Origin of the sequence: Parabacteroides sp. AF21-43 (assembly GCF_003635435.1) — a bacterium.
In the GTDB taxonomy this organism is placed as follows: Bacteria; Bacteroidota; Bacteroidia; order Bacteroidales; family Tannerellaceae; genus Parabacteroides; species Parabacteroides distasonis.
The window spans coordinates 133216-145656 of record NZ_QTMG01000003.1 but is presented as its reverse complement, the minus strand read 5'-3'; the positions used below and the strand labels follow the sequence as shown (position 1 = coordinate 145656).

Here is a 12441-nt window from a genome sequence, read left to right as displayed (position 1 = left end):
TTTTTAATCTGCTTTACGGAATTGCAAAACTAAGAATAAAATTCCGGGTATGGCAATAATTCCGGCGGAAACTAACAGGGCGACACGTAAAGAATAGAAATCATTTAGCCAACCTATAAATGGGGCGATGGCAGCGAATATCAAGCGGATCACAAAGTTACGGATCGACAAGACCGTAGCCCGCATCTCCGAGAAGGTCATTTGATTAATGTAACCTTTCAAAATCGGTGTGGCGAAGCCCCGGACTATATAGAAAATGAACAAGATCGCTAATCCCCAATAAGTAAGGTTATAAGCGAGCGATATATATCCACCTACGATTATAAGTAGTATAAACGTGTTTGATTTACGCATCCCGAAATACCGCTCTACCTGATCAGAATAGAGGGCGGACAATCCCACCGTCAGATTGAGCACGGTCCAAATGACACCGTAATAGGAGGTCGGGGTTTCCAACTTCATCAATACGGGCTGCACGAACCATGCCATCGTTAATGTAGCGGCTCCGATGATACCGGAGAACATGATGTTATAGCATAGCCTACGGTTCGTAACCAAGGAATATTTCAAAATGCGGAGAATCTCGGAAACCGGGTTCTGCACCTTACTCTTAGTATTGAATTCCTGCAAGGCGAACGCTGCCGGAATGCCGATAAAGGCGACAAACGCTTGGGCGTAAAACGGCAATCGCAAGGAATAAGCGGCCAGCAATCCACCGAATATCCCGGCGATGGCCTCGGCGAAATTACCGATCATCGTGATACGTCCCTCGTACCGCAAGTAAAGTTCTTCTTTTTTATATCGTACGGTTGTATCGTAGAGCAGCGCCGAATCCGCTCCGTTTACCAAGGTTTGCCCGGTTCCCAACAGGATCTCGGCAAAGAGAAATGCCGTGAAAGTGGAGGTGAAAGAATAACATAGGTACCCACCAAAGAACAGTATACAACCTAGAATCAAGCATTTCTTACGTCCCCATACGTCCGCTAGGTAGCCCGAGGGAATCTCCAAAGCGACAGCGGCGACCGAGTAGACACTCTTCAAAATAAATACGTCTTGCAATCCTAACCCATGATCCTCATAGAAAAGGACAATGATAGGCATTACGAGCGAGAACCATTTGGATAACTTGATCAGATAGAGAGCGAGTATATTTTGTTTCATATTTTTCAACGGGATTGCCCTGTCGTTTTTATTTAGACACGCGAATGTATGAATTCTTTGCCAATAGCCTGAACTTTTTTAGGAAGCTTCTGTTCTTTTTGAAAAAGGAAAAATATGGTATTCAATCAACTTGATATTCATTTACTGATTACGGCCATTTGTGTGATATCATCCGCCTTGATATGCTATACGATCGGGGTCTGGGGCGAGCGTTTCCAAGGACAGTTAAAAGCGTGGCATCTTTGGTTTTTTGTATTAGGACTTTATGCGGACGCTATTGGAACGGGCTTGATGGAGCATATCGCCCAGCTGACCCATCTGCATGATACGGCGCATACCGTAACGGGAATTATCGCTATTTGCTTGATGCTAATCCATGCGATCTGGGCGATTTGGACTTACTTTAAAGGTTCGTTAAAAGCCAAGCAGCATTTCAACAGATTTAGCATTGTTGTGTGGTTCATCTGGTTAATTCCTTATTGCATCGGTATCTACATGGGGATGTCTCTCCATAAATAGAGGCCATCGCTCATATATCTTGAGAAATAAATCGTACATTTGGTGATATGTTTACTATATGCCATATCCCGGAAAAAGGTTTTGCCGATAAATACGCCCGTATCACCTCGGAAGGGGTCGTGAAGTGTCTATTTAGCTTCATAATGTAAGGGATGTAGAGGATTTCCCCCCGGCGGAATATCCCGAGACCGTAAATAAGGATGAACTGGGGAACTTAGCTTTATCTCAGGAAGAGGAGACTGCGATTGTCGCTTTTTTACGAACATTGACGGATTGCATCAAATAAAAATCAGCCTTTCCAAAAACTTTCTCCAGCCCTTGATAGTTTTCTTATAAAATAAAAAGAAGAGTTTAAACTATGGCGAAGAAAGTTGCGGACCAGTTAGTGGATACGCTGGAAAAAGCAGGCGTACGACGTATATACGCCGTGACAGGCGATAGCCTGAATGAGGTGAACGAGGCTGTTCGGAAAAACGGCAGATTGCGGTGGATTCATGTCCGTCATGAGGAAACGGGGGCTTATGCCGCTGCGGCGGAGGCCCAGTTGACAGGCGAGTTGGCTTGTTGCGCAGGTAGTAGTGGCCCCGGGCATGTACATTTAATTAATGGGCTGTATGATGCCCAACGATCCGGAGCACGGGTCTTGGCGATCGCTTCCACGATCCCTTCCCGGGAGTTTGGTACGGAATATTTCCAAGAGACAAATACGATCAAATTATTCGATGATTGTAGCTATTATAACCAAGTAGCCACTACGCCGGAACAATTTCCCCGGATGCTTCAAGGCGCTATGCAAGCGGCGATCTCATCACGTGGGGTCGGGGTGATCGGACTTCCAGGTGACTTGGCGGCAGAGAATGCTACAGCGGGTTTGTCCTCTACCATTTCTTTTCCTACGCGACAACGGGTTTGTCCCGCCGAACAGGAAATCCGGGAATTAGCGGATTTGTTGAATAACGCAAAGAAAGTGACACTTTATTGTGGAATAGGGGCGAAAGATGCCCATCCGGAATTGGTGCAGTTGGCTAAATTACTGAATGCTCCGGTAGCCTATTCTTTCAAGGGTAAGATGGAGATCCAATACGATAATCCGAACGAGGTGGGGATGACCGGTCTATTGGGCATGCCTTCCGGCTATTATAGTATGCACGAGGCAGAGGTGTTGGTGTTGTTGGGAACCGATTTTCCATACGAGGCATTCATGCCAGAGAGCAACACGATCGTACAGGTGGATATCAATCCGAATCGTCTGGGGCGTCGTGCCAAGATACAAATGGGGCTTTGTGGCGATGTGAAGGATACTTTGGATGAGTTGATTCCGTTGATTCACCAGAAAGAAGATGATAGTTTCTTGCGGGAACAGTTGGCTAAATATGAGAAAGTTCGGGAAAATCTCCGTTCTGCCGCCGCTGTCCGGGGGAAAGAAGAGAAGATACAGCCAGAGTACGTGATCTCGGTCGTAGACGAGCTTAGCTCGGACGACGCCATATTTACCGTGGATACGGGTATGACTTGTGTATGGGGTGCCCGCTATTTGCAAGCTACGGGTATGCGGAAGATGTTGGGATCATTCAATCATGGCTCGATGGCGAACGCCATGCCGCAAGCGATAGGGGCGGCATTGGCTTACCCCGGTAGGCAAGTCGTTGCGTTGTGTGGTGATGGAGGTATCTCAATGTTGTTGGGCGACCTTGCTACGATCGTGCAATACCATTTGCCGATTAAATTAATCGTGTTTAATAACCGTTCCCTAGGAATGGTAAAACTTGAGATGGAGGTGGCTGGACTGCCGGATTGGCAGACCACGATGTTGAACCCGGATTTCGCCCGGGTAGCCCTTTCAATGGGAATGGCGGGCTACAACGTGATCAACCCCGACGATGTATTCCCCACCTTGCAGAAAGTGTTTAACGCTGACGGACCGGCCTTGGTTAACATCATGACCGATCCGAACGCATTAGCGATGCCTCCCAAGATTGAGTTCTCCCAAATGCTTGGTTTTGCCCAAACCATGTATAAGTTAATGATGGAGGGGCGAAGCAAGGAGGTCTTGGATACCATCGATACGAATCTAAAACATTGGAAAGAGGTGTTTTAAACTCTCAAAAGAGCTGGATAACCGCTTTAGATTTTGCGCTTTGAATGGCAGCGTCCAATATCCGCACTACCATTAGGTTATTCTCCAACGAGGAAAGGTCCGTGGGAGGTACGTCAATCTCTTTACGGACAGCGGCTTTCAAGAAATAAAAGGAATCATTATAAGGAGCGTTCAAGGAAGGTGCTATTTCTTGGCGCTCCTTTCCGTTGGTATAAATTCGCATTTCCTTAGGTGTATCTTGGTAGATATATCCTTTGTCGCCATAGATATGCATATCTTTTCTACCCATCGGCCAACACCATGATCCCATGATCTGGACGGTCGCGGAAGGATATTCCACGATAATAGTCGCGTCATCGTCTACCTTGGGATAAAGATTCGGTTTATTCTGCCGTAGTACGGCGTATACGCTAAGAGGCTTTTCATCTTTCATGAGACGGGTGGCTAAGTTGGCTCCGTAACATCCAAAATCGATAACCGCCCCGCCGCCATTCAGCACGGGGTCAGTTAACCAGTCCGTGAACTCTTTTCCGCAGTTGATCTCGAAGGGACCTTGATGCCCGTCGTATACGTTGATACGATCGATCTTCCCGATAGCACCGCTGTCGATAAGGCGGAATGCCTCATGGTTAGTATTATACCACGTAGTCTCGTAGTTGGTAAGCAACAAGATATTTTTCTCACGGGCGAGCGATGCCATTCGGGTAGCATGTTCGTTATTGACGGCCAATGGCTTTTCTACCATAACATGTATGCCTCTCGGTGCGCAAGCCTCTACCACACGAAGATGGTCGTGGATCGGCTCGTATACGATGACCGCCTCCGGATGGGTCTTATCCAGCATCTCGCCAAGGTCCGCATAGAATAGGTTAGGATCCAGCTTATCCCGCAGACCGTTATGTTCCCGTAAGTAATCATCTTTCTCGGCGACTCCTACAATCTTGAAATCGCCTCTATCCAAACGGCTTATCACCTCCCATAGATGTCCGTGGGATACCCCTGCCACGGCCAGTCGCAAAGGCTCTCCATCTTGCCCTTTCGCCGTGAGAGTTAAGAACGTAAATGTACATAACATAAGTAAGTAACGTGTGATCTTGTGTATATTCATGATATTATCTATATATAGTTTTTACAAAGATATACGATTATTTCTTACCTTTGCAACCCATTACTTATTCAGATTAAGGAAAACAGTATAATTTAGAAATATAAAGAAATGGCAAAAGAGCTGAAAGAACTTACACCGAGAAGTGTAAACTATTCGCAGTGGTACCAAGATTTGGTAATTAAGGCAGATTTGGCGGAGAATTCCGCCGTGCGTGGTTGTATGGTGATCAAGCCTTACGGATACGCTATCTGGGAGAAGATGCAACGTATCCTAGACGATATGTTCAAGGAAACCGGTCATGTGAACGCTTATTTCCCCTTGCTGATCCCGAAGTCTTTCTTAAGCAAAGAAGCTGAGCACGTAGAAGGGTTCGCCAAGGAGTGCGCCGTGGTTACTCACTATCGTTTGAAGACAAATCATGACGGTACGGGGGTTGTCGTAGATCCGGCAGCTAAACTGGAAGAGGAATTGATCATTCGCCCGACTTCGGAGACCATTATATGGAATACATACCGTAACTGGATTCAGTCTTACCGTGACCTGCCTATCTTGTGCAACCAATGGGCGAACGTGATGCGCTGGGAGATGCGTACTCGCTTGTTCCTTCGTACGGCTGAGTTCTTGTGGCAGGAAGGCCATACCGCTCACGCTACTCGTGAAGAAGCGGAGATAGAAGCTAAGAAGATGCAAGACGTTTATGCGAACTTCGCAGAGAATTATATGGCAATGCCGGTAATAAAGGGCGTGAAGTCTGAGAGCGAGCGTTTCGCCGGTGCTTTGGATACCTATACGATCGAGGCGATGATGCAGGATGGAAAAGCTTTGCAGGCGGGAACTTCCCATTTCTTGGGGCAGAACTTCGGTAAGGCTTTCGACGTTACTTTCATCGACAAGAACGGTAAGAGCGACTATGCTTGGGCTACTTCTTGGGGTGTTTCCACACGTTTGATCGGAGCGTTGATTATGTCTCACTCTGATGATAACGGTTTGGTATTGCCTCCACATTTGGCTCCGATACAGGTTGTGATCGTACCGATCTACCGTAGCGCTGAGCAATTGACGCAGATCAGCGAGAAGGTCGCTGGTATCGTGGCTAAATTGAAAGCGTTAGGCATTTCCGTGAAATATGATGACGCTGATAACAAGAAGCCGGGCTGGAAGTTCGCTGAGTACGAGTTAAAAGGTGTTCCCGTGCGTTTGGCTATGGGTGGTCGTGATTTGGAGAATAATACGATCGAAGTAATGCGCCGTGATACTTTGGAGAAGGAGACGATCACGTGTGATGGCATTGAGGAATACGTGAAGAATCTGTTGGAGGAAATCCAAGCGAATATCTTCAAGAAAGCGTACGATCACCGTGAGGCTAACATCATAAACGTAGATACGTATGAGGAATTTAAGGAGAAGATCGAGGATGGCGTCTTCATCATGGCCCACTGGGATGGAACCCCGGAAACAGAAGAATTGATCAAGAACGAGACGAAAGCTACGATCCGCTGTATTCCTTTAGCTGGTGATAAGACTCCGGGTAAGTGTATGGTGACAGGTAAACCGTCGGCTTGCCGGGTACTGTTCGCCAGAGCTTATTGATCGCCCCCCGGTTTCGGGGCGAGAGTGGTTATAAAAAAGGTACGCCTTACTGAATGTGTGAGGCGTACCTTTTTTTATTTAAATTGTTTTACTGTCTATTAACTCAATCCCTCAATCATGCCATCCACGATATCGATCTTTCGGGCTTGCGGCTCTTTAGGGAGCCCCGGCATACGCATGATCTCGCCCATGACGACAACGATCATCTCGGCTCCGTTATTGATGATTACATCTCGTACTTTTAGTTCGAAATCCTTGGCGACCCCATAAGCTTTCGGATCGGAAGAGAATGAATATTGAGTCTTGGCGATACAGATCGGATAATGGGAAATACCCAAGCTTTCGATCTGACGCAATTTTTTATCGGCCAAAGTCGTATAAACAATCGAAGAGGCTCCGTATATCTTCTGGGCCACTTTTTGTACCTTCGTACGGATCGGATCATTCAGATCATATGTATATTGTAAAGGAGCGGAAGGATGATTTTCGATCGTATCAACCACTAAGCGGGCAAGTTCCGTACCCCCTTCACCTCCTTCAGAGAAAACGTTATTCATGGCGAATCCAACCCCTTTTTCCTTGCAATGCTCAGCCACTAAAGCGATCTCCTCGTCCGTATCGGTAGCGAAACGGTTGAAAGTCACGATTACTTGCTGTCCGAAGCTCTTCATATTCTCAATGTGTTTATCTAAGTTAGTGAATCCGTTCTTTAATCCTTCGATATTCGGTTCCTTGATTTCTTTTTCAGGAACGCCACCATGAAGTTTTAAGCTCTGGGCAGTCGCTACGATGACTGTCAGTTTCGGTGAAAGCCCCGCTTTTCTACATTTGATATTAAAGAATTTCTCTGCGCCCAGATCAGCGCCGAAACCAGCCTCCGTAATCACATAATCTCCATAAGTAAGAGCCATTTGGGTGGCCAATATGGAATTACATCCATGGGCGATATTAGCGAAAGGACCTCCATGTACAAATGCGGGAGTATTCTCCGTTGTTTGTACTAGGTTCGGCAGTAATGCGTCTTTTAGCAATACGGTAATAGCTCCGGCTATGCCAAGATCATTTACCGTGAAAGGCTTATCTTCGTTTGTATAACCCAATAAAATATTTCCGACACGTCGTTTCAAATCCTCTATATCCGTAGCCAAGCAAAGGATCGCCATGATCTCTGAAGCGGGAGTGATGTCAAATCCGGTCTCGGTAGGGACACCGTTCGCCGAGCCGCCTAGACCCGATACGATGTTACGTAAGCTACGGTCGTTTACGTCAAGAACCCGTTTCCATTTGATCTCCTTTAACCCCTCGCAGGTGTTGCGAGTCTGATAAATATAGTTATCCAATAAAGCGGTAATCATATTGTGGGCGGAAGTAACCGCATGAAAATCCCCTGTAAAATGCAAGTTGATGTTTTCCATAGGAAGCACTTGGGCATATCCACCTCCGGCAGCACCACCTTTCATGCCGAAACACGGGCCAAGAGACGGCTCACGTAAAGCGACCACCGCTTTCTTCCCTATTTTATTCAGACCTAAAGCCAGACCGATCGAAACCGTAGTCTTTCCGATTCCCGCTTTAGTGGGAGTGATAGCGGTCACTAAAATTAAATTATGCTGGTCCATTTGCTTTTTATCGATCAAATGGATAGGAACCTTGGCAATATACCTGCCATAATTTTGTACTTCCTCACGAGGGATACCTAACGTTGTCGCAACTTCCTTAATTTTACGCAAGTCTGTTTCTCTTGCTATCTCAATGTCCGATTTCATGTGCTTTATGTAAGTTTATATAGTTTGAACAAAGTAAATCTAATTTATTATAATAACAAAATGATACGGAACAAGGTTTTCCCCCTTTATGGAATAATAAGATTGTGTTATTTTGATATTTTTGTGCGAAGATGGCGATGATCTTGCTTTTTGTGATAGCTGTTAGGCTTGAAATTAAACTTTTTGTAAAGTGAACTTTGCAAAAATCATACGTTTTGCTTGTCGCACTCTTAAAGAATTATAAAATAGTCTTTAAAATTATCCATCTATGATAATTTGATTAATTTTGTGGTGTCGCAACGATAAAAAGAAAGATAAAATGATTTGAGTGTGATAAATTGAAACAGATAAGAGATTAATAACATTAGCAATATAATATGTAAATTTAAGGTTATGTCAACAGTAAGATTTAGTCAGGTTACATTTGCTACTAAATCGTGGGTAGCAGAAGCATGGGAAAAGATGGTAGTGGAATTGTTTAGCGGCCGTGTCGTAGCGGAAGTCAAACAATTGGATGAAGTATGTGAATCAAAGTGGGAAGTAGAATTGAAGAAGCTTCAAAACGAGGTTCATTCTTTATGTCATCATGCGATCCATCAATTGCTCCCGATAGCCGGCTCTTATCAACAGGCATTACTGGATGACGTTGCCCAAGCCTATACGGTATACGCTCCGGAAGAAGCAGAGTCTATCTTCAACCGGGGAAACCAAGCGATCGAGGATATCAAAGGACATGTATCGGGTATTCGCTACAACGCTTGTAAAATGCGTGAGGCGAACCGTAAAGTAAGCGAGTTGGAAGATATGCACGCAAAAGCGATCATGTATCATAATTCAGTGAAACCTTATATGGATACACTTCGTTTCCATATCGATCAGCTTAAGCATATATTGCATGTAGCGTAATAAGATGGGCTGTCCGGGTTTGGTTACTCTCCGGGCAGCCTTCTTCTTTTAGCGAGGTTGGATAATCAGTAGGGAGAAATAGGGGAAATCCTTGGAATGTATAGTGGTGATATCAGTAGTATAATATTCTTTTCCTGTTCCAACATTCTCGAAATAATGAAAAACCGCCTTATCCGCATACTGCCGGATACAAGTATGAATAGCCTCTTGGCAACCCGGTAATTTCATGATGACGATGATCATTCCATTTTCTATTTTTGCCGAAAGTTCATCGAACGACGCAGTCCCGGGGATTACGTTAATTTGCTCCTCTTGTTTTACGATATGTATCCCGGCCAAGGCACCTGCCGCTATAAATGCCGGAATTCCTGCGATTCGATCGACCGGGATTCCTGCTTCCTCGAATTTATCGTATACATATTGTATAGATGAATAAAAACCAGCGTCTCCCTCGGCGACGATCACGATTTGTTTTCCTTTCAAATATTCAGCTTGGGCATCCAGAAACAATTCGTTATAAGCGTTTAACGCATCTGTCCGTTCCTTACTCATTGGCAAAATAAACGGATGGATCAAGGATTCGTCTACCTCAATAGCTTTCAATATATCCGTCGCCCGAGATATGATTCCATGCTTGCCTTGTGTAGCAGGACAATAGATAATATCAGCCTTTTGTAATGTTTTAAGCCCTTTCAGCGTAATTAATTCCGGATCACCGGGACCTAATGAGACGAAGTGAATAGGATGATTCATGTGTATCTGTTTTTATTTGAAACGCAAAAGTCCTTAAAATTGCGGATGTATACAAATATTCTTACTACTTTTGTCGCTGTAATAGGCTCCGCTTATCTCTTTTTCCGGGAGGCGGATTAAAAGGGAACCGGGTGAGAATCCCGGACAGACCACGCTGCTGTGAACTTCTAAACATTCGGACAATACCTTGGCCACTGGTTTCGTAATCGGGAAGGCGTCCAGAATGGAAGTAAGTCAGAAGACCTGCCGGTTCATAAATAAATGTTGCTGTCCCGTGGAGCAGGACGAGAGTAACTGTCAATGATCAACTGTCAATTAAACAAGGATTATGAATAAGTTTATAGCGGGTGGATGCTTGCTTTTATCGGTATTGACTTTATCATGTACTTCAGGTATCCGTGAAAAAGGAGAAATAGGGAAGACGGCTTCCGTAGAGCAATCCGCATTCTCGCAAGAGCAGGTTAAGCCTTTATACGCCCAAGGATTCAAGCTTACCTATGCGGATCAATATGTCTTGGCTGATATTCAAGATCCTCAAAACGAGGAAAGCACCACGTTTCATTATGCGTTCGTAAAAAGAGGTTCGAAACCCACGGGGATTCCCGTTGATTATACGATGATAGAGCTTCCTATCCGAAGCGTTATCTGTATGACTTCCCTGCAATTATCGAATTTTATTAAATTGGGTGCCTTGGATAAGGTCGTTGGGATTACCAGTACACGGCATTTGTTCAATAAAGAGATGAACGAACGCCTGAAAGAAGGTAAAACCGCAAAGATCGGTATAGAGGGAAATTTCGATAACGAGGTTATCATGAGTATGAATCCTGATTTGATCCTTGTATCGCCATTCAAGCGGGGAGGCTATGAGACGCTGAAAGACGTGGGTATCCCCTTGATTCCCCATTTGGGTTATAAGGAGACTACGCCATTGGGACAAGCTGAATGGATCAAGTTCATAGGCTTGTTGTTAGGGGTAGAGAAAGAGGGCAATGAGCGTTTTGCCGCCATTGAGAAGAGGTATAATGAATTAAAGGAACTTACGGCGGATGGCAAGGTTAAAAAATGTCCGATCGTTTTTAGTGGCGAGTTACGGGGTGGAAACTGGTATGCCGTAGGAGGAAAGAGTTTCTTGGCACAGCTTTTCAAGGATGCCGGCGCTGATTATTTCTTGAAAGACGATGAGCGATCCGGTGGTGTTACATTAGACTTCGAGACGGTCTATAACCAAGCGGACGATGCTGATTTCTGGCGTATCGTGAATAGTTTCCCGGGAACGTTTAGCTATGAGGCATTGAAAGAGCAAGATCCTCGTTATGCGGATTTCCGTGCGTTCCGGGAGAAAGGGATTATCTATTGTAATATGAAGAACACGCCGTTTTATGAGAGTATGCCGACAGAACCGGAGATCGTCCTAGCGGATTTGCTTCATATCTTTCATCCGGATTTATTACCGGATCATGAGCCGGTCTATTATTCTCGACTTAAATAAGGAACGCTGATGAGACATTCAAATACCCTATGGATGCTGGCGATTGTCACGGCTATTTTTGTTCTAATCTTTTTGAATTTGGTGTTGGGGTCAGTCTCTATTCCTCTTCAATCGGTTTGGCATATTATCTGGAATTCAGGAAATGAGCCTATTACATGGCAGAATATTATTTGGAAATCCCGACTACCACAGGCATTGACAGCGTTGGTAGCGGGAGCAGGCTTATCCATCAGCGGCTTACAGATGCAAACCGTTTTCCGTAATCCATTGGCCGGACCTTCGGTCTTAGGTATCAGTTCGGGAGCGAGCATGGGTGTCGCTTTCGTGGTGTTGTTAAGCGGTAGTTTAGGGGGCGTTGCCTTGAGTAAACTTGGTTTTATGGGGGAGATCGCCTTATCGATAGCGGCCGTGATCGGTTCCTTATCCGTGATGGCGCTGATCGTGTATGTTTCCCAAAAGGTAAAAGGAAATGTCACGTTGTTGATTATCGGTGTGATGATCGGTTACGTGGCAAACGCCGTGATCGGTGTACTTAAATTCTTTAGCGTCGAGGAGGATATCCGTGCATACGTGATTTGGGGATTGGGTAGTTTCGCCCGTGTTTCCGGTAATCAGATGACGTTGTTCGTGATTCTTATGACAGTCTTGATCCCTCTCTCGTTCCTGCTTATCAAGACCATGAACTTGATGCTTCTTGGGGATAGCTACGCACGCAATTTGGGACTTAATATCAAGCGGGCCCGTTTGTTGGTTATCACCTCGGCCGGGGTCCTTACGGCGATTGTCACGGCTTATTGCGGACCTATTATCTTCTTGGGGCTAGCCGTTCCGCATTTATGCCGGGCCATATTTCAAACTTCCGACCATCGGATTTTAATGCCTGCGGTCTTATTCGCCGGTGCGGCGTTGGCGTTGATCTGTAATTTGATCGCCCGTATGCCGGGGTTCGAGGGAGCGTTACCTGTCAACTCGGTAACCGCTTTAGTAGGTGCTCCTGTAGTGGCCTCGGTATTATTTAGAAAACGAAAGAATGAATTGAACGAGTAAG

10 protein-coding genes, 1 pseudogene and 1 riboswitch are annotated in these 12441 nt (G+C 45.3%); of the genes and pseudogenes, 7 read left to right on the top strand and 4 right to left on the bottom strand.

Annotated elements, in window-relative coordinates:
* Nucleotides 1-3 precede the first annotated feature (3 nt).
* Complete coding sequence (locus DWX84_RS03720; RefSeq protein WP_048927260.1) at nucleotides 4-1161, bottom strand: MFS transporter; 1158 nt, start codon at nucleotides 1159-1161, stop codon at nucleotides 4-6.
* Between the two features lie 114 nt (nucleotides 1162-1275).
* Between DWX84_RS03720 and DWX84_RS03715 the strand changes: the two genes are divergently transcribed.
* From DWX84_RS03715 to DWX84_RS03705, 3 genes and pseudogenes are all read left to right on the top strand, one after another.
* On the top strand, nucleotides 1276-1680 hold the full coding sequence (locus tag DWX84_RS03715; RefSeq protein WP_048927261.1) for an HsmA family protein: 405 nt from the start codon (nucleotides 1276-1278) through the stop codon (nucleotides 1678-1680).
* A gap of 139 nt (nucleotides 1681-1819) precedes the next feature.
* Nucleotides 1820-1966, top strand: a pseudogene (locus tag DWX84_RS03710) (cytochrome-c peroxidase); the annotation flags it as partial.
* A gap of 72 nt (nucleotides 1967-2038) precedes the next feature.
* On the top strand, nucleotides 2039-3778 hold the full coding sequence (locus tag DWX84_RS03705; protein WP_048927262.1) for a thiamine pyrophosphate-dependent enzyme: 1740 nt from the start codon (nucleotides 2039-2041) through the stop codon (nucleotides 3776-3778).
* Nucleotides 3779-3782: 4 nt separating this feature from the next.
* On the opposite strand, the gene DWX84_RS03700 is transcribed toward DWX84_RS03705, so the two are convergent.
* A complete protein-coding gene (locus tag DWX84_RS03700; RefSeq protein WP_048927263.1) occupies nucleotides 3783-4886 on the bottom strand; it encodes a Gfo/Idh/MocA family protein in 1104 nt (367 codons plus the stop codon).
* 108 nt (nucleotides 4887-4994) lie between these two features.
* Here DWX84_RS03700 and proS point away from each other — a divergent pair, with 108 nt between their 5' ends.
* Nucleotides 4995-6476 carry a proline--tRNA ligase gene (gene proS, locus DWX84_RS03695; RefSeq protein WP_005862574.1) on the top strand — a complete coding sequence of 494 codons (1482 nt, stop codon included), beginning with the start codon at nucleotides 4995-4997 and terminating at the stop codon, nucleotides 6474-6476.
* A gap of 98 nt (nucleotides 6477-6574) precedes the next feature.
* On the opposite strand, the gene DWX84_RS03690 is transcribed toward proS, so the two are convergent.
* On the bottom strand, nucleotides 6575-8242 hold the full coding sequence (locus DWX84_RS03690) for a formate--tetrahydrofolate ligase (RefSeq protein WP_048927264.1): 1668 nt from the start codon (nucleotides 8240-8242) through the stop codon (nucleotides 6575-6577).
* A gap of 393 nt (nucleotides 8243-8635) precedes the next feature.
* Between DWX84_RS03690 and DWX84_RS03685 the strand changes: the two genes are divergently transcribed.
* Nucleotides 8636-9148, top strand: a complete 513-nt coding sequence (locus DWX84_RS03685; protein ID WP_048927265.1) for a hypothetical protein — start codon at nucleotides 8636-8638, stop codon at nucleotides 9146-9148.
* Nucleotides 9149-9196: 48 nt separating this feature from the next.
* On the opposite strand, the gene DWX84_RS03680 is transcribed toward DWX84_RS03685, so the two are convergent.
* Nucleotides 9197-9901 (bottom strand): precorrin-2 C(20)-methyltransferase, encoded by a 705-nt coding sequence (locus DWX84_RS03680; protein ID WP_044546061.1) that lies wholly within the window; start codon nucleotides 9899-9901, stop codon nucleotides 9197-9199.
* Between the two features lie 66 nt (nucleotides 9902-9967).
* Nucleotides 9968-10167: riboswitch (cobalamin riboswitch) on the top strand.
* Nucleotides 10168-10229: 62 nt separating this feature from the next.
* Here DWX84_RS03680 and DWX84_RS03675 point away from each other — a divergent pair.
* Both DWX84_RS03675 and DWX84_RS03670 read left to right on the top strand, forming a co-directional pair.
* Complete coding sequence (locus tag DWX84_RS03675) at nucleotides 10230-11393, top strand: ABC transporter substrate-binding protein (protein ID WP_008772223.1); 1164 nt, start codon at nucleotides 10230-10232, stop codon at nucleotides 11391-11393.
* Nucleotides 11394-11402: 9 nt separating this feature from the next.
* Nucleotides 11403-12440, top strand: a complete 1038-nt coding sequence (locus DWX84_RS03670) for an iron ABC transporter permease (RefSeq protein WP_008772222.1) — start codon at nucleotides 11403-11405, stop codon at nucleotides 12438-12440.
* The last annotated feature ends 1 nt before the right edge of the window (nucleotide 12441 follow it).

Bases quoted from the DNA above. Each gene is read 5' to 3' on its own strand.
- proS (WP_005862574.1), top strand. From the start codon at position 4,995: ATGGCAAAAGAGCTGAAAGAACTTACACCGAGAAGTGTAAACTATTCG.
- DWX84_RS03670 (WP_008772222.1), top strand. From the start codon at position 11,403: ATGAGACATTCAAATACCCTATGGATGCTGGCGATTGTCACGGCTATT.
- DWX84_RS03715 (WP_048927261.1), top strand. From the start codon at position 1,276: ATGGTATTCAATCAACTTGATATTCATTTACTGATTACGGCCATTTGT.
- DWX84_RS03705 (WP_048927262.1), top strand. From the start codon at position 2,039: ATGGCGAAGAAAGTTGCGGACCAGTTAGTGGATACGCTGGAAAAAGCA.
- DWX84_RS03700 (WP_048927263.1), bottom strand. From the start codon at position 4,886: ATGAATATACACAAGATCACACGTTACTTACTTATGTTATGTACATTT.
- DWX84_RS03720 (WP_048927260.1), bottom strand. From the start codon at position 1,161: ATGAAACAAAATATACTCGCTCTCTATCTGATCAAGTTATCCAAATGG.
- DWX84_RS03685 (WP_048927265.1), top strand. From the start codon at position 8,636: ATGTCAACAGTAAGATTTAGTCAGGTTACATTTGCTACTAAATCGTGG.
- DWX84_RS03675 (WP_008772223.1), top strand. From the start codon at position 10,230: ATGAATAAGTTTATAGCGGGTGGATGCTTGCTTTTATCGGTATTGACT.
- DWX84_RS03680 (WP_044546061.1), bottom strand. From the start codon at position 9,901: ATGAATCATCCTATTCACTTCGTCTCATTAGGTCCCGGTGATCCGGAA.
- DWX84_RS03690 (WP_048927264.1), bottom strand. From the start codon at position 8,242: ATGAAATCGGACATTGAGATAGCAAGAGAAACAGACTTGCGTAAAATT.